At 56.0% G+C, this 19,582-nt stretch carries 20 protein-coding genes and 1 pseudogene; 12 read left to right on the top strand and 9 right to left on the bottom strand.

The genetic code is table 11. The features are described 5' to 3' along the window. Nucleotides 1-4: 4 nt before the first annotated feature. Nucleotides 5-1,309 (top strand): ATP-dependent 6-phosphofructokinase, encoded by a 1,305-nt coding sequence (locus HG15A2_RS02925; protein WP_145057671.1) that lies wholly within the window; start codon nucleotides 5-7, stop codon nucleotides 1,307-1,309. 9 nt (nucleotides 1,310-1,318) lie between these two features. Here HG15A2_RS02925 and HG15A2_RS02920 read toward each other — a convergent pair whose 3' ends face one another. Beyond that, complete coding sequence (locus tag HG15A2_RS02920; RefSeq protein ID WP_145057670.1) at nucleotides 1,319-2,665, bottom strand: outer membrane protein assembly factor BamB family protein; 1,347 nt, start codon at nucleotides 2,663-2,665, stop codon at nucleotides 1,319-1,321. Nucleotides 2,666-2,988: 323 nt separating this feature from the next. Between HG15A2_RS02920 and HG15A2_RS02915 the strand changes: the two genes are divergently transcribed. Then, a complete protein-coding gene (locus HG15A2_RS02915; RefSeq protein ID WP_145057668.1) occupies nucleotides 2,989-3,738 on the top strand; it encodes a hypothetical protein in 750 nt (249 codons plus the stop codon). 75 nt (nucleotides 3,739-3,813) lie between these two features. On the opposite strand, the gene HG15A2_RS02910 is transcribed toward HG15A2_RS02915, so the two are convergent. The 3 genes from HG15A2_RS02910 to HG15A2_RS02900 all read right to left on the bottom strand — a co-directional run bounded on the left by HG15A2_RS02910 (nucleotide 3,814) and on the right by HG15A2_RS02900 (nucleotide 7,873). Continuing rightward, the gene (locus HG15A2_RS02910) at nucleotides 3,814-4,650 is read right to left on the bottom strand and encodes a ribonuclease H-like domain-containing protein (protein WP_145057667.1); all 837 of its coding nucleotides are present in this window, start codon (nucleotides 4,648-4,650) and stop codon (nucleotides 3,814-3,816) included. A 4-nt stretch (nucleotides 4,651-4,654) separates the two neighbouring features. Then, entirely contained in the window at nucleotides 4,655-5,197 is a 543-nt protein-coding gene (locus HG15A2_RS02905; protein WP_145057665.1) for a hypothetical protein, read from the bottom strand. A gap of 117 nt (nucleotides 5,198-5,314) precedes the next feature. Continuing rightward, a complete protein-coding gene (locus HG15A2_RS02900; RefSeq protein WP_145057663.1) occupies nucleotides 5,315-7,873 on the bottom strand; it encodes a DEAD/DEAH box helicase in 2,559 nt (852 codons plus the stop codon). 173 nt (nucleotides 7,874-8,046) lie between these two features. On the opposite strand from HG15A2_RS02900, the gene HG15A2_RS02895 reads away from it, so the two are divergent. The 3 genes and pseudogenes from HG15A2_RS02895 to HG15A2_RS02885 all read left to right on the top strand — a co-directional run bounded on the left by HG15A2_RS02895 (nucleotide 8,047) and on the right by HG15A2_RS02885 (nucleotide 9,651). After that, entirely contained in the window at nucleotides 8,047-8,289 is a 243-nt protein-coding gene (locus HG15A2_RS02895; RefSeq protein WP_145057661.1) for a ribbon-helix-helix domain-containing protein, read from the top strand. 19 nt (nucleotides 8,290-8,308) lie between these two features. Next, nucleotides 8,309-8,518, top strand: a pseudogene (locus tag HG15A2_RS25020) (type II toxin-antitoxin system RelE/ParE family toxin); the annotation flags it as partial. An 86-nt stretch (nucleotides 8,519-8,604) separates the two neighbouring features. Next, nucleotides 8,605-9,651 (top strand): hypothetical protein, encoded by a 1,047-nt coding sequence (locus tag HG15A2_RS02885; protein ID WP_145057659.1) that lies wholly within the window; start codon nucleotides 8,605-8,607, stop codon nucleotides 9,649-9,651. Between the two features lie 100 nt (nucleotides 9,652-9,751). Here the strand turns inward: HG15A2_RS02885 and HG15A2_RS02880 are convergent, their stop codons facing one another. Continuing rightward, nucleotides 9,752-10,915 (bottom strand): ROK family protein, encoded by a 1,164-nt coding sequence (locus HG15A2_RS02880; protein WP_145057657.1) that lies wholly within the window; start codon nucleotides 10,913-10,915, stop codon nucleotides 9,752-9,754. A gap of 197 nt (nucleotides 10,916-11,112) precedes the next feature. Here HG15A2_RS02880 and HG15A2_RS02875 point away from each other — a divergent pair, with 197 nt between their 5' ends. Both HG15A2_RS02875 and HG15A2_RS02870 read left to right on the top strand, forming a co-directional pair. Next, nucleotides 11,113-11,337: an AbrB/MazE/SpoVT family DNA-binding domain-containing protein gene (locus HG15A2_RS02875; protein ID WP_145057655.1), complete on the top strand. Its 225-nt coding sequence runs from the start codon at nucleotides 11,113-11,115 to the stop codon at nucleotides 11,335-11,337. Between the two features lie 91 nt (nucleotides 11,338-11,428). Then, on the top strand, nucleotides 11,429-12,232 hold the full coding sequence (locus HG15A2_RS02870; protein WP_145057653.1) for a TrmH family RNA methyltransferase: 804 nt from the start codon (nucleotides 11,429-11,431) through the stop codon (nucleotides 12,230-12,232). Nucleotides 12,233-12,323: 91 nt separating this feature from the next. Here HG15A2_RS02870 and folD read toward each other — a convergent pair whose 3' ends face one another. Further along, on the bottom strand, nucleotides 12,324-13,190 hold the full coding sequence (gene folD, locus HG15A2_RS02865) for a bifunctional methylenetetrahydrofolate dehydrogenase/methenyltetrahydrofolate cyclohydrolase FolD (RefSeq protein WP_145057651.1): 867 nt from the start codon (nucleotides 13,188-13,190) through the stop codon (nucleotides 12,324-12,326). Between the two features lie 107 nt (nucleotides 13,191-13,297). Continuing rightward, the gene (locus tag HG15A2_RS02860) at nucleotides 13,298-13,810 is read right to left on the bottom strand and encodes a phosphatidylglycerophosphatase A family protein (RefSeq protein WP_145057649.1); all 513 of its coding nucleotides are present in this window, start codon (nucleotides 13,808-13,810) and stop codon (nucleotides 13,298-13,300) included. Nucleotides 13,811-14,119: 309 nt separating this feature from the next. Here HG15A2_RS02860 and HG15A2_RS02855 point away from each other — a divergent pair, with 309 nt between their 5' ends. Together HG15A2_RS02855 and HG15A2_RS02850 are read left to right on the top strand one after the other, a co-directional pair. Then, a complete protein-coding gene (locus HG15A2_RS02855) occupies nucleotides 14,120-15,877 on the top strand; it encodes an NADPH-dependent assimilatory sulfite reductase hemoprotein subunit (protein ID WP_145057647.1) in 1,758 nt (585 codons plus the stop codon). A gap of 209 nt (nucleotides 15,878-16,086) precedes the next feature. Next, the gene (locus HG15A2_RS02850) at nucleotides 16,087-16,365 is read left to right on the top strand and encodes a hypothetical protein (RefSeq protein ID WP_145057645.1); all 279 of its coding nucleotides are present in this window, start codon (nucleotides 16,087-16,089) and stop codon (nucleotides 16,363-16,365) included. Between the two features lie 141 nt (nucleotides 16,366-16,506). Here HG15A2_RS02850 and HG15A2_RS02845 read toward each other — a convergent pair whose 3' ends face one another. Beyond that, nucleotides 16,507-16,743, bottom strand: a complete 237-nt coding sequence (locus tag HG15A2_RS02845; RefSeq protein WP_145057643.1) for a hypothetical protein — start codon at nucleotides 16,741-16,743, stop codon at nucleotides 16,507-16,509. Nucleotides 16,744-17,034: 291 nt separating this feature from the next. On the opposite strand from HG15A2_RS02845, the gene HG15A2_RS23760 reads away from it, so the two are divergent. From HG15A2_RS23760 to HG15A2_RS02835, 3 genes are all read left to right on the top strand, one after another. Further along, nucleotides 17,035-17,178, top strand: a complete 144-nt coding sequence (locus tag HG15A2_RS23760; RefSeq protein WP_218932289.1) for a hypothetical protein — start codon at nucleotides 17,035-17,037, stop codon at nucleotides 17,176-17,178. Nucleotides 17,179-17,365: 187 nt separating this feature from the next. Then, on the top strand, nucleotides 17,366-18,043 hold the full coding sequence (locus HG15A2_RS02840) for a response regulator transcription factor (protein WP_145057641.1): 678 nt from the start codon (nucleotides 17,366-17,368) through the stop codon (nucleotides 18,041-18,043). A 144-nt stretch (nucleotides 18,044-18,187) separates the two neighbouring features. Further along, nucleotides 18,188-19,108: an NAD(P)-dependent oxidoreductase gene (locus HG15A2_RS02835; protein WP_145057639.1), complete on the top strand. Its 921-nt coding sequence runs from the start codon at nucleotides 18,188-18,190 to the stop codon at nucleotides 19,106-19,108. Here HG15A2_RS02835 and HG15A2_RS02830 read toward each other — a convergent pair. Beyond that, nucleotides 19,105-19,554 carry a hypothetical protein gene (locus HG15A2_RS02830; RefSeq protein WP_145057637.1) on the bottom strand — a complete coding sequence of 150 codons (450 nt, stop codon included), beginning with the start codon at nucleotides 19,552-19,554 and terminating at the stop codon, nucleotides 19,105-19,107. The genes HG15A2_RS02835 and HG15A2_RS02830 overlap by 4 nt on opposite strands. Nucleotides 19,555-19,582: the final 28 nt, after the last annotated feature.

The raw sequence follows: 19,582 nt of genomic DNA, 5'->3' as shown, positions 1-19,582 counted from the left end.
TCATATGGTTCATCAGCCCTCCTACGAGCCCTCGGACTTAGCCATCCAAACGCTTGGGCCTCGGGAGTTTCTTTCGCCCCTGCCCATGTCTACCAAGCAAGGCGACGGCATCGGAAGTTTCACGCCTGATGAGTTGCGAGTGCTCTACGAACACCGTTTTCTAGAAGGTGAGCCGCTCAATTCACTGGCATTTGAACTGGCCGGCGCCCGGCAGAAGCTATTCTTTGATCCGCAAAAAGTAAAAGCGGCCATCGTTACGTGCGGCGGGCTTTGCCCGGGTTTGAATAACGTGATTCGCACGATCGTATTCGAGTTACTCTACAACTACGGCGCGAAGGAAGTCCTTGGAATTCGTTTTGGGTATCGAGGGTTGAATCCTGAGGTAGCTCATCCACCGATTTCTCTCACATGCGACACGGTCGATGCGATCCATCATCAAGGGGGCACCATCCTAGGTACTTCGCGCGGGCACCAAGACGTGAAGCTCACGGTCAATTTCCTTGAGAGCGAGGGAATCAACATGCTGTTCTGCATTGGGGGCGACGGCACCCAGCGCGGCGCACATGCAATGGCAGAAGAGATCAAAAAGCGAGGCTTGCCCATTGCAATCGTAAATGTGCCCAAGACGATCGACAACGACATCAAATTCTGTCACCGCACTTTCGGCTTCTATACGGCTGTGGCCGAAGCGGAACAAGTGATCGACCGGGCACACGTTGAAGCCAAGTCCGTGTTCAATGGCGTGGGGCTTGTGAAGTTGATGGGGCGCGAGGCGGGCTTCATAGCCGCTGCTGCTACGGTTGCGAGTGGTGAGGCAAACTTTTGTATCGTTCCTGAAGTACCCGTCGATTTGAAAGTATTTCTCAACAAGCTCAAAAAGCGGCTAGCTGCACGAGAACATGCCGTGGTAGTGCTCGCCGAGGGAACCGGGCAACACTGGCTAGAGGGCTCCGACCAGTGCGACGCTTCCGGGAATCGCAAACTGGGGGATTCAGGCTCTTTCTTGAGGCAGCAAATCAACGAGTTCTTCGCCAAGGAAGATATGCCCGTAAGTGTGAAGTATTTCGATCCCAGTTACTACATCCGCAGCTTGGCAGCCACAGCCGTCGATAGCCTGCTGTGCGAGCGATTTGCCCGCGCCGCAGTCCACGCCGCGATGGCAGGAAAGACCGACATGTTCATCGGCTTGTGGCACGATCAGCTGGTTCATGTGCCGCTGGAGCTAAGCACCGGCATGACGAAACGACTCTCGCCGGAGGGAGAACTTTGGATTAGCGTGCAAGCGCTCACTGGGCAGGAAAAGTGGTAGCGAAGTAAACTACTCAAAAAAGTCCAGATCATCGAATAGGTTATTTTCGCCCTGATCGGCTTCGTCGGCCCGCTCTTCTGCAGGCGTTTCTTCGGCGGGCCCTGCTTCTAGGGCTTCATCGAATGCGTTGCCTTCGCCTGCTTCGACTGGAGTTTCCTCGCCAAACGGGTTCACGTCGGAATCGTCTTCTTTCTTCAGTTTCGCTTTCGCCATCGAGCGATGACGCAAGGGTTTATCGGCCCCGATTTCATGAAGGCACTGCACAAGACCGTGACGATTCACTAAGTAGATGCGATCGGTCTGCTCGTTCACCAGCGGGTAGATGCCCTCAGCTGTGTTCAGAGTTCCCAGGATCGATCCCGTTTCCGTATCGAGTATCTGCAGACTGCCGCGGGAGTCGGCCGCATAGACGCGACTCTTGCCTTGGGCGACAAAAATATTAGACCCCGCAATGTCCCATAGCTCGCGGCCAGACTTCGTATCAACGGCGTGAATTGCCGGTTCAGAAGAGGAAACGTAAACGCGTTTACCAACGACAGCTGGTGCCGTTTCAACGGGATAGCCGGTCGCGAATCGCCAGTTTTCGTTCCCGGTCAAACCATCAATGGAATACAAGTAACCATCTAAGGAGGCGATGTACAGGTTGCCATCCATCTCGGCCGGTGGAGCGACGATCTCGTCGTTGGTTTCCAGACGGTAGAGCAATCCAAGCTTGGTCGCACTGCTCACATACAACAAGCCGGCGCTTGTAGGCCAACTGACTACTTCGCCGGTAGTGACAGGCCGCAAGTAAGCTCGACCGCGAGAGTTGTAGTACCATGGCCGAGCGTCAGGATCGTTCAGATCATAGCCTTCCACACGACCAGTGAGCATGACCACAAAGGCGTAATCTTCAGTAATCGCTGGGCCAGCTCCCGGGGCACTTCCCAGGTCGCGCGACCACATCAAACGTCCGTCATCGCGATTCAGCAAATAGAGCTTCGCCCCACTGACGATTGCCACGAAACGGGAATTGGCTCCCGGCCCAAACGCACGGTAGCCTTGCTTGCCGACTTGACGTACCCAAAGCCGAGCCCCTGTGTTTGCGTCGAGCGCGAACGCTGTGCCTGAATCCGTGACGCCAAATAGGCAGTCGTCGTGCAAAGTCCAAGCGGTGACTTCGCTACGTGCGGGGTCAGTGCCAATCTGGGCAAACCAAGCTCGCTCCAATCCTACTTGCGAAGCTGCCGGTCGAGGTATGAGCGGGCCTGCGTAGACGTATTGTGTGCTCGCTGACAAGCAGGCAAGAGTCACCAGCGACATCAGGGTTCTGCTAAGAATCTCGCGGGAAATTGGTGAAAGTTGAGAAGATGGCATAGCAGCACCTGAGCGCTCGAATGTTCTGGCAAAAAACGTTGTTACGAAGAAGTCCGCCGGATTAGCCAAGCTTGGGTGGCCAACCGCCGTTGGGCACTTCCCGACGTATCTTTATTGTAGTCAGAGGTCTGTCAAACTGCAAAAAAACAACGAGCAAATCGCTGACAGCAAGCGTCTGCCTGCCTCAGAAGGACGTCAGTGATGAGCTCACGCTGCACGCGCCGACCCAGCTTAACAGCCGCTGCCAAATCCTGCCTCGACCGCTATAGTAGCGGTGAGCAGCCACTCCATTCGATAGAAGCCGTACAATAGACGTAGTCTCAATGCTCTTATTTATCCCCAATCAACGCTTGATCCCGCTCCTGCTCATCTCTCTCGTGACGATTGCAGGCTGCGGATTTAGTATTGAGCGAGTTAAGCCGGCAGTCACGGTTACACGCGACATAACTCATTACGAGTCTCCCGAGGATTGCTATGAAGCGATGACGGCTGCGGCAAGTCGGCACGATTTCGAGGCAGCGCTCGATTGCATGACTATAGAAACTCAGCAGCAACTCGGCGGTTTCTTGCTCTACCAGGCACGCCTCAGTCGATTTCTGGCAGACAACGCGATGTTTCGAGGCGACGCACGCGCTGCCGACATGCGAAAGGCAATTGAGGGTGTCGATGAGGTATTCGCTGCCCACAACATTGACGACCGAACTCTCAAATACCTTCCACCCTTTACTGAGCAGACGCTTACTGATGGCGAAGCGATGAGAAAGCTCGGAAAGCAAATCAAGGAACTTCATGGATTTACTTCGTCCATGCTGACCTTGATAGCGAAACTAAACCCAGGTGCAGCACCTTTGAGCGTGCTGGACGGCGAGTTAACGATGGACGCGATTGATGAAGACGCCCCGGAGGTTGCCACTGGAGTGATCGTTGCCGAAGCTAAGAGCGAGCCCGTAGAGTTTCGGCGTGTGGAGGGTGGCTGGCAAATTGTTTTAGAGGTGGGCAATATGACTTCGAAACGAGCGCTCAGCAAGCCTAGCACTTCGCCCAAGTCGACTTCACCGAGAGGGCGACCCTAGTCTCGGTCTGGGTTTTCAGAGCTTAGATCCCCACGGTTGGGTAGTACTGGGCGGGAACTCCAAAGCCGCGGGCGGTTAGCTTGCCAGTCGCATACCAAGGTCGAGTAGCGTAATGAGGTCGATCGCGTTGTGTAGAAGAATGGCGTCCATCTCTCGCTCGAAACCCGTTCGCACAAACTGCTCGTACGCCGCGGGAATTTGGCTGCCAGGGATGTCTCCCGTGCGTGTACGGCCACAGATGTGGCGCTCCAGCGTCTGCAGTTTGCAATTTGCAAACTGTCCGCGCCAACGGCGACGGGCAATGTGCAGATAATCGATGTGCACGGGTTGCGGCAGACGTTTGCCGCCAAACAAACGGTGCCGTGTTGTGCGGTCGGTGACCATCGGCCAGTCGAAGCTCTTACCGTTGAAGGTCGCCAGTATCGTGTCCGGTTTAACGCGATCCCAGAGGCTCGTCAGCACAGCCGCCTCTTCCCCGTAGTCGCGAGCGAGCAGTAATTCCACGGTGAGTGTTTCTTCCACTTCGCGCAGGAGCCCCACAAGAAACAGCGCACTACCAGAGAGTCCGCAGGTTTCCAAATCGAGCAACAGCTGCTTGCCCGGGAAGCCTGCGGCAAAGGCATCCTCGCTCCCAGTGCTAGCCAAGTGCGCAGCACGCTGGCGAACCAATCGCTCGCCCCCCGGCCAAAGCACCTCCAACGGCAAGCGAATCAACAAGTGTTCGCCACAATGGTTGGAGACAACGTCGCCCTGCCTCACCAGCCCAGGAATCGCCGGCACCGCCCCAGGTCGCAACGCCGGCTTCGGCTTTGCCGACCGCACCACTTGCGGTTTTGCCGCTACCACGCTTGATTCCGGCAAGACCTCGCGGTTGAGCGATTCCAAACGTAGGCGGAGTGAATCTCCCGGCATAGTGCTACCTGCCGCCAAGCTGTCGAAGTTGCTCGACGCTTGAGAGTTCGCGCTCCAACCAGCTTGTGATGCGCCCGAGAAAAGGAAAGTAGAGTGCCACGCCGATTAACAAAGCAGCGACCACCAGCAGATTGCTCACCTTGCCTTCAGCGGTGTAAGCAAAAGTGTTCATGAAGGTGCCACCCTCTAGCAGAGCCGCTCCGACGATTGTCTTCGCCTGAAAGGCACCAAGCAGCGGCCCCACATCGCCGGTCTCCTTAGAGATAGCCTTGCTTGCTTGCGGTGGCTTCCAAGTGCCATCCACGATAGCTCTGCGCTGTTGGGCAAACATGACTCTAGGTGCAATTAGTGAGGCCACACTCACGATGAGAGCGAAACCTAGACCAATCAATGACATAGATGAGCTTTCAGCATCGACCAATTCCGAATCGTGTGTCGCGATCGCGTAGGCCGTATAGGCAAGCGGCCCGGCAATTAGCGAACCGATGATAATTTGTAGAGTGCGCGTCGCCTTGGTCGCGTAATCTTGCTGTTCTTGATTTAGCATAAGCTCGATTATTCTAAAAACACGGACTAGAAGTTCTTGAAGAGGAAGCAGCAAAGAGGACAGTGGATGGTTTCAAGTGAATCTCAATTCTCTTTGTTGCCTCCTGTCCTCACTGCTTTAGCCGACCACTACTTCCGATACTCCTACTGATGACACTTCAACCAAGGTCGGCTCGAAAAGCAATTCCAATAGCTTGAGGGTCGCCTGTTTGTTGGGCATCGGATGGCCGCGGCGCAAGTCGGGGTCGCTATGCACGCCCCCGCTGGCCTCGGCCAGTCCTACGCAACTGGGACAGCCTTCCTCGCAAGGGCACTCGTCGACTAACTGTTGGCACAGTTCGAGCAAATTGCCGATTTGTCGCCGGCCCTGTTCGCAGTAGCCTAGCCCGCCGGGATACCGATCGTAGAGAATCATCGTAGGGCGGCCTAAGTTTTGACTATCGACTACGCCACCCAAATCGCGGCTGTCGCACATGGCGATCATTGGGAGTGTCACCACCGCAAGGTTCCTCAAACCGACGAGCCCTTCGCTCGCTTTCAATCCGGCAGCCTTCATAGCGATGCGAATGTCCTCGTTGGGAGCCAGCCACAATGCCGTGGTCGAAAGCTGCTGGGCCGGAATGTCCACCGGGCCCATGCCGATGTTTTCTTTCGTGCCGAACTTAATTTTCTTGAATGCGACGGTTTGCCAACTGACATCGACGTCGCCATAGCCGAGGGTGGCATGAGTTGATAAGTCAGACGGGGCCGGGGCGCCCCGGCTCGCTTGAGAGGGTTCTCTATCGTCGTTGAGCTTTCGCTCTTCAGTGATCAGCACGTTACTTTCCACGACGGCTTGTGTGTAGTAGTCCGTTTCGCGACGTTCCACGTACGCCAGTTTGCCGTTGAGATCGAGCTCGCGCACCAAGTGCGTTTGCCCGTTGTGAAGATAGATCGCCTCGGGATAAACAAGATCAGGAGCACTAATTGAATCGACGTTCGCGAGCACTACGTGACCAGTTGTCGCTGAGCCGGTCCGCGGCTTGGACTTCGTGCGATGTGCTTGCATGCCTGCTTCGTGTCGGCCCAGATTGTCGAGCGTGGGGCCTAGGGGCTTTTTCCAGTCGGGGCCGTTCACCAGCACGATGCTTACCGTGTTGTCGCTCATATTGCGCAAGGAAACCGCTACCGACGGGTTCGATCCGCCAGGGTGATAGAACTGCCCGCGCACCTCAGCCAGGTGTTCTTCTTCGCAGAGCACGTCAACGATGGGTTCAGACAACGGACCAAAAGTAGCGAAGTCTTCCTCTGTAAGTGGCAACTCAAACGCGGCGCACGGTAAGTGCTTGGCCAGTACGTAAGGATTGTTCGCATCAACAACGGCATGCTCGGGCGATTGGGCGAAGAAATACTCGGGGTGTCGCAATAAGTACTGATCGACCGGATCGTTTCCAGCGAGCAGCACGGCCAGACTTTCCTCAGTCGTGCGCCCGCTGCGTCCCGCTTGCTGCCAGCAACTGGCGATCGTGCCTGGGTAATTCACCATCAGAGCCACATCGAGCGAGCCAATGTCGATGCCCAACTCTAAAGCGTTGGTTGTGGCCACGCCGCGCAGCTTGCCAGAGAACAGGTCTTCCTCAATTTGCCGGCGCTCATTCGGCAAATAGCCGCCACGATAGGCGCGGACCTTATCCACATGGGGCGAGCGCTGCTCAGCGAGTTGCTCCGTCGTGTAGCGATGCACTAACTCAGCCGCTTGTCGAGTACGCGTGAACGCTAGTGCCTGCCCACCAGCCTGCAACGCTTCAACCATCCAAGTAACCGCATCATCGGCCGCGCTGCGACGTGCGAGGGAATCTGCGCTTCCTTGTTTGGTAGCCAACGGCACGGGGTTCCACATGGCAAAGTACTTTCGTCCGCGTGGCGAGCCATCGTCGTCGATCACTTTCAATTCGCGATCAAGTAGCTTGCCGACGAGCTGACCCGGATTGGCGATCGTTGCACTGGTGGAGAGGAATGTGGGGTTGCTGCCATAGTGTTTGCAGATGCGTTTGAGCCGGCGCAGCACGGCCGATACATGGGCACCAAGGATTCCACGATACGTGTGTACTTCGTCGATCACGACGAATTTGAGCGAAGTGAAGAACTCCGCCCACTTCGGATGGTAAGGCAAAATGGCCGCGTGCAACATGTCTGGATTGGAAAGGACGAGAGTCGCTTCGTTGCGAATGCGTTTCCGTTGGGCAGTGGGTGTATCGCCATCAAACACACCAGGGTGCACCGCCTTAGCAAGTTCTTCATCATCGGCAACCAATTCCAGCACGCCCTTGAGCTGATCCTGCGCGAGGGCCTTCGTGGGATACAAACAAAGTGCGCGAGCCGGGGCGTCCCCGCCCCTGGTTGATTTACTGAGCAGCGATTCAAAAATCGGCAACTGATAACAAAGCGTCTTGCCGCTAGCCGTACCCGTGACGGTGACCCAATCTTGTCCACTTCGAGCAGCTTCCAGCGCAGCCGTTTGGTGCAAATAGAGCTCGGTGATTCCGCGGCTCTTGATCACTCGTTGCAGAGCTGCCGGCAATGGCACTGACGGGGCGCTGAATCGTCCCGGCCGTTCGGGTAGTACCTCTAAATGCTCCAGCTGCCCGGCGTAGTCACGCCGCGATTGCATCCGGTCGATCAGTGCTGGCACATCCATTGCAATTCCCTCCTTGGGTTCTACGCTACCAATCGCACACCAACTGAACGCCTGACTGGTAGTCAACAGGTGTTTAGTATAGAGGTCGGCAGGCGGGAGGGGCAAGATGAGTCGCACACTCGACTGCAGCGTATATAATGCAGAACGGGCTAAGTACTAGCGGAGAGAAAGCGATGTTAAGTCTCCCCCCTGATAATCAAGCCTATATCAATCAATTGGTTGAGACGGGAGTCTACACCACCACTGACAACGTCCTGGACGAGGCGGTTGCCCTACTGCGCGAGCGTGATTCCATTCGCGAGAAGGTCTTAGCGGGACAAGCCCAAGCAGACGCTGGTCAGTTGATACCTGGTGAGGAAGTGTTCGCTCGTTTGGAAGCGAGGGCACGAGAGATTGAGAAGCTAGCGGCCCAATGAAAGCCTATTTTCGCCGTTAGCAAACGAAGATCTCGATGGAATATTTAATCACATTGCCCTGGAACGGCCAGAGACGGCCTTGAAAATGGTCCGTGAAATTCGTCGGCGTTGCCAATTGATCGCTAGCTATCCCGAAATTGGTGAGCGTTGTCGCTGGATATCAGAAGACCATCGTCGTTCAGTCGTGAGGCGCTGGGTGATCTACTATCGTGTCACCCCTGATCGCTAGGAGATTGATCGGGTGCTAGATGGTTCTCGCGACGCGAATCGAATACTCTTTTAGTGAAGTGCCAAAGGGGCGGAGCACTACTTTTCATGCAACACCCTAGACGCAATCTCTTCCTGCTAGCGATCATCGCGCTGCTGCTGGTCGGCGGCTACCTGTTCTACACCAACAATCGCTTCGTTCCTCCGGCGGTTCCCAATCCCAATGGGTACGAAGTTCTGCTGGAAGCAGCGAAGCAGTTACATCCGCGCACGGGTTGGTACTACGAGTCAACCGACGAAGAACGGGCAACGATCATTGCCACCAATAAGCCTGTCTTGGAACTGGCTCGGCGAGGACTCGAGATGGATTCGGTAGTGCCAATCAACTGGACGGCACCGGACATGCAAGGGCATCTCGACCAACTTTCGGGAATACGAGAACTGGCACGGGCCTTTTCAGCAGCTCGCTATGCAGCGCAGGCCGCTGGGAATCGATCCGTTGCCGTCCAGAACGGCGCGGATATGCTCCGGCTAGCCAACCATTCCTATCAAGGAGGGTTGCTCGTCGATTTGCTAGTGGGATTTGCTATACAAAACATGGGTTTGGACTCACTTGCCAAGATTGTTGACGAGATGGATCGCGATTCGTGCGAAGAATTACTGCGTGAGATCGAGCAGCTGGATTTTGAACCTGGTGTTATCGAGAAGGCGATGACTGTTGATGCTCAACGAGCCAAAATAGAAATGGGGGCTGCAACTTACTTTCTCGCCGCTTGGCAGTCGTCAGCGATCACGGCTGCCTCGGTAAAGTCAACCAAGGTGGCTTTCGACCGAGTACGCAGCCTTCACAAGCAATTGCAACTTCGCATTGCGCTTCGGCTCTTCCTGCTCGACAATCAGCGACTGCCGGAAGTGCTGGCTGAGCTGGAACCCGAGTACATGCAGAACGGCCTCGACGATTTGCTCTCAGATAAACCTTTTGTCTATCGCCCCGCTGACGAGTCGTATGAGTTGTACAGTGTCGGCCCAAACGGCAACGACGATGGCGGGCCAAACGACGACGAAACGAAATCCGACGATGTGAGGCTGGATACCGAAGAGTTCAAGCTAGAGGCATCTGATGCAAAGAATACTGAACTTCGATTCCCCCAATAGCCGCGGGCCAACGGCCCGCCGGTGTCCATGAGCACGCTTTACTGCAGAGCAATTTCCCGGCGAGCCGTTGGCTCGCGGCTATTTTTAGAGTTCGAGAAGCTCACGCCTGCCCAGCACGGATGCCCATGAGAATCGCGCCGCGCCAGCCTTGGTCGGTGCTCACGCTCCATACGATTTCACAATTGCCCGGTTTGCTTTCGAAGCTGCGCTGGGCGTTGGTCTGAGCGTAGGACTTCTTCACCACGTCGAGGAACCACGCTTGAGCATCGCCGGAGATTTCGGTCATGCCGCCGCCAATGATCAACAAATCGGGGTGCAGGGCCGGAGCAAGGCTGGCGAATAGCGCCCCGATCATGATGGCCCAATCCTCTAGCAACCAGCGGCAGAACTCATCTTTGTGAGCATCGGCGAAGGTGCGTACCTCGTAGGCGGCTCGCTTGGGGGCCACTTCGTACAGCTCCCGTAGCTTGGCGACCGTCTCCGGGTTGAATTCTCGCCCCTCAGCTTCGAGTTCCGCTTTGATCAAATCCACACCCGCATCGCTAAGCGCCCAGGTCACACGACGAATAAGCCCCGTGAGCGAAGCCCGTGTTTCCACGCATTTCTGACCACCGCAACCGCACGGCGGATTTGGATCGGCTGAGAAGCGATTCTCGTAGCCTGAAGGCACGGCAATTTTCATGTGCCCCAGTTCGCCCGCTTGGCCAATGCCATAGAACACACTGCCGTTCACAATCACGCAGCCGCCCATGCCGGTGCCGGTGGTGATGAACAGGCACGTGCGAGAGTCGGTCTTCAAACCAAATCGCGTGAAGTCGTCGTCCTGTCCGGCGGCGTTGGCATCGTTGCAAGCGAACGTAGGTATTGTGCAGCCTGCTTCGGCCTCAACAGCCGTGGCAAGCAACTCACCAAACGGCACTTCCCAAAGATGCTTCGTATCCGGCGTACCGAGGTTGGTGACTTCCAGGATTACCCCATCGGGAGAGCAGGGGCACGGTACGGTCACGGCAATCGTGGCTACCTGAGCCCACTTGGCTCCCAACTCTTCGAGCACCGCGCCGATGCCCGTGATGATTTGGCTGATCGTTTTCTGTGGCCCTTGCTGTGAAAGACTCGGAAGCTTCACAAGGTCGGGTAGCAGGATCAGCTCGGCATCCAAGTCGGTCGCCCCAAACTTGATATCGCTACCCCCCATATCCACGCCAATGCGGAGAGAAACTTCACGCCCAGCGATGCTTACGTGCTTGAGGCTATCGAGAGACAAGGGAGAACCTCGTGGGTGGGGATTGTGTCTGCGTGGAGAGTCAGGAACTGCCGACGGGAAGCTTAGTTTAGAGGGTCACTTAGCCACTCGCCAGTGAGTTGCGGGCGCCGGCAAGCGGAGAAATCACAATCGCCTATGAGGAGGAGTAGGTCGTTGAGGTGGTGGTTGGTATAATGCGGTTGGAGAATATGAATTCTATGACTACGACCATTCTTACGAAAACCGACGATTCATTTAGCGTTAATCTGCCTGCAGCCGCGGTCCAGGGTTTGAGGTTGCAAAGCGGCGACCAGCTCGAAATAGTCGCAATTGATGCAGGGATTGAGCTGCGCCGCATTCAATCTGAACTAGAGCGTCAGATGGCTCTTGGCAATATGGTTATGGCTGAGAATGAGGTTGCGCTGCGAAAGCTAGCCGAGTAATTCAAGATGGAACTGACTTGGATTCGCCGCTCGGCTCCGCGACCGACTCACAAAAGCCAATAGCTGACAGCCAACGGCCAACAGCCTTCCTATGCCCGAACACATCACCAGCCGCCAAAACCCGCGCGTCAAGGAAGCCGTCAAGCTGAAACAGCGGCGGCAGCGCGAACGTCAGGGGCGATTCTTCATCGATGGCGTGCGCGAGATCGATCGCGCACTCAATGCCGGCTTGGGAATCGTCGAAGCGTTTGTTTGCGAGTCACTTTGCAGCGCCGAAGAGGCTCAAGCTGTCGCTAAGCGACTAGAGAAACAGGCGAAAGAGTTTCTCACGGTCACTCCAGACGTATTCGAGAAACTTTGTTTCGGTGAACGCACCGACGGCGTGCTCGCTGTGGCCGCAACGCCCCATCACACCCTGGACGACATTGAACTACCCGAGCGGCCGCTGGTTGCGGTGCTTGAAGGATTGGAAAAGCCAGGCAACATTGGCGCGGCGTTGCGTAGTGCCGACGGTGCGGGGCTCGATGCCGTGATCGTGGCCAACCCGGGTACCGATCTTTTTAATCCCAATACCGTGCGTGCGAGCCTGGGGACTGTATTCGGCGGAAACATCGCCGCGGCCACGAGTGAAGAAACGATCGAGTGGTTGCGAGGGATAGAACTGCCCACTTATGCCGCGCGGCCGGAAGCAAACCACCGCTACGACGGCGTCATCTACAACCAGGGAGCCGCCCTGGTGCTTGGCAGCGAAGCCCACGGGCTAAGTGACGTGTGGTACGGCGCGGGCGTCACGGCCATCGGCCTGCCGATGCATGGGATTGCTGATAGCTTGAATGTGTCGGCCACGGCAGCGGTGCTGTTTTACGAAGCGCGCCGGCAGTGGGATGCTGAGTAGATCAGTGGTAAGTCTGGAGTGCCAGCCCGGGACGTTGGGCAAGCATGGTCTGAAGTGCCAACACGAACCCAACTCAGCCAGGATGGCCGAGCTACTTAGCTTGGGCCTGCCGGGCCGCGGTCAGGGTGTTCACCAGCAACATGACTCTGGTAAGCGGTCCCACGCCGCCGGGCACCGGGGTCAGTTGGCTGGCAATTTCTTTGACCGCGTCGAAGTCGACGTCGCCCACTAAACCGTCATCGGTGCGGTTCACGCCCACGTCGATCACCACTGCGCCGGGCTTGACCATATCCGCGGTTACGAAGTTCGCCTTGCCGATCGCCACGATCAGAATGTCTGCCTCGCGCGTCACCGCAGGTAAGTCTTTCGTGCGAGAGTGGCAGATTGTCACCGTGGCATCGCCGCCGGGACCGCGGAGGCCCATCATCACCGAGAGCGGCTTGCCGACGATTTCGCTGCGACCTACGACCACCACATTCTTTCCAGAAGTCTCAATGCCTTCGCGAATCAAGAGCTGTTGCACGCCGCTAGGCGTACAGGGCAGAAAACGCGGGCGCCCTTGCACCATGAGGCCCACATTGGTGGGGTGAAACGAATCGACGTCTTTGTCAGGCGAAACGGCATCGAGAATCGCCTGTTCGTTGATCTGTCCTGGCAAGGGGAGCTGCACAAGAATGCCGTGGATGGAAGCATTAGTATTCAGTTCGCCTATAAGCTTGAGCAGCTCGTCCTGCGTAGTGGTTTCAGGCAGGCGATGCATCACGCTATGGATGCCCACCTGTTCGCAATCGCGGCGTTTCATGCGCACGTAGACTTCGCTGGCGGGGTCTTCGCCTACAAGGACCGCGGCCAATGAAGGAACGACTTCGTGCTGTTGGATGAACTCGACGACCTCGACGGCAAGTTCTTCACGGATGGTTTTGGCAAGGGCTTTGCCGTCGAGAATATTGGCAGGCATGGCTAATAGGGTTCAAGTAGGCCGTAACAAGCTTGGCGCAGTTACGGCGTGGATCACGGGTTCAGCGTCGCTGCCGTAACTGCGCCAAGCTTGTTACGGCCTACCAATCAACTATTCAACCAATCGAGTGAGAGTGCGGCGTCAAGCCAGATGAAAACGTGTAGTGCCAAGCAGGCATAGATCGCGGCAACCACGTCGTCGGCAACAATGCCCCAGCCGCCGGGAAGCTGTTCGGCTTTTTTACACGGGGGTGGCTTGGTGATATCGAAGAGCCGGAAAAGTAGCCAGCCGGTGAGTAGTAACTTCCAGTCGAGTGGACCTACGCCAAAGTAGGCGATAGGCAAGATCGCGAATTCGTCGATCACGATTGCCTGCGGGTCCTTCGATCCCCCTAGAACTCCAGCCGCACGACTGGCAATGACTACCGCAACCAGGATGAGTGCCGCAATGGTAGCCAGCTGCGAAATCGGCTGCTGCAACGTTCCCAGTAAGATGGCCAGTGGAAGGCCCCACAAACTGCCTAATGTTCCGGGGGCTGGCGCAAACAACCCGACGCCTATGCCAGTGGCTATCCACAGGGCAAATCGATCGTAGAACCTTGCTGAGACGGTTTGTGTCATGGGCAGCATCGTACCGGGGCGAACAATTAACGGAAAGGAGCCCCCCGTCTGAAGGACAAGGTTGGTCTAGCCCTACGGATCGAGCCGTAAGGTTCTATCCCTTTGGAAGTAGCCCTGATGAAGTCCCAGAGCCCCACGCACAGCTCCGGGGGGCCAGATTTTCGACTGTTGGGGGTTGCTTCATCCATAACTGCTCGTCGCTTCGATATGGTCGTCTGGCCCTTGGCGAGCTATGATAGTCGTTCACTGTAAAAATATCCCTATTGGGCAATTCGGGTCGATACGGCTCCGCCAATCAAGAGAAATAAGATGTCTGACGTACTCAAATCGCTCCAAGCCAAGTCGAAATCCGCTGACACCAACGGGAAAGAAGCCAAGCCCAGCGCTGTCGAGGGGTTCAAGACGGAGAGCAATTTCCTGCTGGGTCCCATCCCTGAGGAATTGGTCGATGGAACCGACAAATTCGGCAAGGCGAGCATCCAGCTGCTCAAGCACCACGGCACCTACCAGCAGGACAATCGCGACGAACGCGGCAAAAACGGCAAGAAGTACAGCTTCATGGTGCGTACCGCCATTCCAGGTGGCAAGCTAAACAGCGATCAACTCATGGCGGAACTTGATCTGTGCGACGAGGTGGGCGACAGCACAGTGCGTATTACGACTCGACAAGGCTTGCAACTGCATGGTGTACCCAAGGGCGACTTAAAAAAGGTCATTGCGAAGATCAACGAGGTACAACTCACCACGATCGCTGCTTGTGGCGATGTCGAACGCAACGTCATGTGCTCGCCAGCCCCCTACAAGGGCGACCCTGTTTACGACCAAATGCAGGAAATGGCCGACCGTTTGGCAAGCCACCTGCGGCCCCGCACTCCCGCGTATTACGAGCTGTGGCTAAAAGATGAAAGCAGCGGTGAGAAATCTCTCGTCGGTGGTGGACTAGACGGGGACGATGTGATCGAGCCCCTCTACGGCCCGACGTATCTACCGCGCAAATTCAAAACAGCCATTGGGCTGCCCGGCGATAACAGTGCGGATATCTACTCCAACGATCTGGGCCTCATGGCCATCGCAGAAGATTGGCACATCATCGGTTACAACGTGCTCGTGGGCGGCAGCTTCGGCACCACGCCCAGCGCCGCCAAAACCTTCCCTGCGATCGCTATGCCGATGTGTTTCATTTCGCCCACACAGGTGCTTGACGTAGCCACGGCTATCATCAAAGTTCAACGTGACTTCGGCAATCGAAGCGATCGGAAGGTTGCTCGCATGAAGTACTTGATCCGCAATTGGGGTTTAGAACGCTTTAAAGAGAAGGTGGAGGAGTACTACGGTGCCGAACTTCATCCGCCTCGGCCCATCCACATCAATGGTCACAACGACGGCATGGGCTGGCATGCCCAAGGAGATGGAAAGTTCTTCTACGGCTTGAATGTCGAGAACGGCCGCATCAAAGACGAGGGTTCTTACAAGCTGAAAACAGCCCTGCGTGAAATAGCCAAGGCGCTCAACCCGTCGCTACGCCTGACTCCACACCAGAGCATTATCTTCTGTGATCTGGCCGAGAGTGCTGAGGCGACCCTCAAAGAAATCCTCAGGCGGAACGGTGTCCCACTTACCGAGGAAACAAGTGCCATCCGCCGCTGGTCGATGGCCTGCCCCGCATTGCCCACGTGTGGTTTGGCGATTACCGAAAGTGAGCGGAGACTACCGTCCATGATAGATGACCTAGAAGAGCAACTCTCTCAACTGGGGCTGGCGGACGAGCGGTTCACGTTCCGAATGACGGGCTGCCCGAATGGCTGCGCCCGACCTTATAACTCGGACATCGGGCTGGTTGGAAAGACGGTTGGCAAGTACACGCTCTTTCTGGGCGGTCGAGTCGAGGGCGATCGGATGAACTTCATCTACAAAGACCTCGTTCCCGATGAAGATGTCGTAGACGAACTGGTGCGCGTATTCCGCTACTTCCGCGACGACCGAGAGTCTGAGCAAGAGTCCTTTGGCGATTTCTGCCACCGTATCGGCAAAGAGGGCCTGCTAGAGAAGTGTGATACATCTCAGTAATCCTCTAGCCGCGGGCCAACGGCCTGCCGGAACGCATGAGGAGGGTTTCCTGTCGAGCAATTTCCCGGCGACCTGTTAGGTCGCGGCTATTTTTCTTCACGGTCGGGGCTAGGGGCAGTCGGTTCAAGTCTCTGGTAAAAACAACTCGATGCGATTATGATGCCTCCCAGCAATTTAGACTCTTCTTCTAGTGTAAAAGGGCTCCCAAGATGGAATGGCTTTTCGAGCGAATGATTGAATTGGGGGCTTGGTTTGCGTTCGTCCTTGGCGTCATTTTTGCTGGAGGCGCTCTTTGGAATCTGCTCTGGTGGGCCATCGGCCTATTTGGTGGCGAGGCAGATTTGACCTTCGCGGAGAAGATGGCCTTTCAGCAAGGACTGCTGATCACCGCGGCGCAAGCAGCCATTGGTTTTATCTTCTCGGCCATGGCCCTTGGCGTTCTGGCGTGCATCGATCGCTATGTGTTTGATGTACCAGAAGATCAATAGCTGACTGATACCCCGCTGCTGAGCGTTTGATTCAATTCGGAGTTGCTCTAGTAGTCGTGTTGAAGCAGATTTGAAAACCGGGCGAGCAGAAACTCGCGAGCTAGCAGCAGTGAAGTTCGCTGCCGCAAACCCCAAAATCTTCTAGTGTCCGACAAGCTCGCGAATCTCGCGTCGTCGTGCTAGCCGGCGTCGCTGGTGCTCGATGTACAAGTACGTCGCTCGCACACCACGCCCGGTGCGCATCGCACGACGGGTGCGACGATTCATCTGTGAGAAGTCTGCCAGTAGCGGTAGGTCTTCCGCCAATAGTGAGGTCTGTCGACGAGCGCCAGCGACCAGCGCGTGCGTGGCGATCCGGAGTGTTTCAACCCAATTCATGATGTGTGGTTACCTAGGGTGCCCAAGATCAACGGTAGAGCAAAGTAGCGATTTTTCTGGGAGTTGGGACTCATCAAGCTGCTCAGTAGCATTATCGCACTAGGTGGCAGGATCGCCCAGCTCCAGCCTTCTGCCAGGCACACAAGAGATCATCAATTTCGCCTACCAACCGAGTCGAACTCTGCAGATACAGTCATCAAGATCTGGGACACTAAGTATTTCTGGCATGCAACGCCCTAGCTAGGTTGCAGACACCATCGCACGACAATGGAAATATGCAGTAGATCCACAATGTCTGAACTGGTCTCTGAATACGATGCCGATGAGTTAAAATCCACTCGGCCATCCGGTGGTTATTCTGTCGCTAGCATGATCATTACCTGCGGGTACTACCCAGGGGTTTTGACTTTCCTGCACGATGGTTTACGCTGGTAAGAAGCTACGCCGCGTAAATTCCGTGTGGTTTGCCACCGATTTTCCATGCTAGTTTGGTGGCAGCACGTAGTTACGTGCGAAAGCAAGATAAAACGACAGGACCAACGCACCCACTCCTTGGGTTCGTTTCGAGGACGATAGAGGTAAGCCGGCGACGGCTTATCGGTGATTTTGGAGAGTAACTTCAGTGAACAATCCAGTAGGTAGCCCCCCCCCTACGATCCACGTTGTGGACGATGACCCCGTGGGCATCGAGGCGATCACGCGCCTAGTGGCGTCGATGAATATCCCGACCAAGAGCTTCGACTCTGCCGAAGCTTTCCTAGGGTACTATAACGATCAGCCGGGCTGCGTGGTTTCCGATCATCGATTGGTCGGTCGCACAGGCCTTGAGCTTCAGGAGGAACTGATCACGCGCGGCTTTGGGATTCCCGTGATCATCGTAACGGCTTTCGCTCGAACGGCTATGACAGTGCGCGCCGTGAAAGCAGGAGCTGTCACGGTAATGGATAAGCCCTATAGCGACGACGAGATGTGGCAAGCGATTCGCTCTGCGTTAGGAGCCGATAGATTGTATCGTGAAATGCTTCTCCAGCAGGCAGATGTCACGGCACGTCTCGGCAGCCTCTCAGACAAAGAACGTTTGGTTCTCGAAAGAATTCTCAGTGGCAAGCCAAACAAAACGATGGCTAACGAACTAGAAGTGAGTCTGCGAACGATCGAGAATCGTCGGCGGAGCATCTTTACAAAGCTGAAAGTTAGTTCGGTCGCTGAGCTAGTTACGCTTGTCCTGCGATTTGAGAACTCGGAGATCCAGCAGAGCAATTCTGCGGCAGCACTTATCGGCTCAGCGCCGGAGTCCTAGAGAAATAGAGCTTCCTCTCAAGCCTCAAGGATTTCCTACCTTGCTTTTTATCACTACAGCAAGAACGGCCCTTGGTGTGTATACTTTACGAAAATAGATTTCACGAGGATAAGTTCCACCAAATAAAGTCCCCGAAGCAATACCATGTCTAAGCAGTGTTTCTCCCCCGAAGAGATCCACCTCGGATGGATAGGAACCGGCGTGATGGGTGGCAGCATGTGCCGCCATTTGATGGAGACGGGCTATTCGGTCACGCTTTATTCTCGGACTCGTAGTAAGGCTGAGCCCCTGCTGGCTGCCGGTGCCAAGTGGGCCGACTCACCGCGTGCCGTTGCGGAAGCTTCGCATGTGGTCTTCTCGATTGTTGGTCACCCGGCCGATGTTCGCGAAGTCATTCTCGGCGAGAAGGGAGCCCTAGCAGGTCTTGCCTCAGGCGGAGTGCTGGTGGAAATGACCACGAGCCTCCCCTCGCTGGCCGTGGAAATTGCCGAGTTGGCGCTGGAGCGAGAGGTGATTGCGATTGACGCACCTGTCTCGGGAGGAGACGTCGGCGCCAAGAATGGCACGCTCTCCATCATGATCGGGGGGGATCGTCCAACGGTTGAATCGCTCCAACCCTGTTGGGATGCGATGGGAAGCAATTGGGTCTGGCAAGGCCCTGCCGGAGCGGGCCAACACACCAAGATCGTGAACCAAACGCTCGTCGCTGCCGGCATGATCGGCGTGTGCGAAGCGCTGCTGTACGCCTACAAGGCGGGTTTAAATCTCGATTCAGCGTTCAAGGCGGTCGCCACAGGCGCTGCCGGCAGCTGGGCGTTTTCCAACCTCGGCCCTCGCATCATTGCAGGCGACGACGCGCCCGGATTTTTCATCGAGCATCTCATTAAGGACCTGGGAATCGTGCTTGCCGAGGCAGAAGCTCTGCAACTGAAACTGCCCGGGGTCGAGCTGGCTCGCGATCTCTATAACCGGGCTGCTGAAGCGGGACACGGCCGCAGTGGGACACAGGCGCTCATCCATGCGCTGGCGAATATATCCGGGATCGATTGGTCGAATCGCGACTAATCCGCATTAGCCCAGCGGAGAAAATTATCCTTGTCCATGACGACTCCCTCGCGAATTAATTCAAACGCTAACTCGCTTTTCTTCTCTTCTGAAGCTTCAGGTGCGAAGATGGCAAGCAGTTGCGCAAAAACTCCAGCGGGGCAATGGCCGCTCATCTCGACCCGGTGCAGTCGGCCACTGAAATCGAAGAGATGGCCGTCGATCTGCCAGCGTTCGCCCTGCTGTCCGCCACTGAACACGTAGTATCCATCGGGCTCGGCATCCATTCTTGGCAATTTCTGCATCTCGGCTAAGGCGGCTTCGAAGGTCACCGGGAGGTACGCGTCGAAAATCGTTTGCTGACCTCTGCCTCGCAATGTGGCGAGCTTGACGTTGCGGAGGGTAATCGGCTCACCGGCTTCCAAGGAATCAGGTCGAGCGTAGAGATTGACTCTAAAGCGGAGCATGAGTGAACTCAGTTTGAGGGCTACGAGT

The organism is Adhaeretor mobilis (assembly GCF_007741515.1).
Taxonomy (GTDB): domain Bacteria; phylum Planctomycetota; class Planctomycetia; order Pirellulales; family Lacipirellulaceae; genus Adhaeretor; species Adhaeretor mobilis.
The sequence above is the reverse complement of the archived record's forward strand: the minus strand, read 5'-3'. Positions and strand labels throughout refer to the sequence as shown.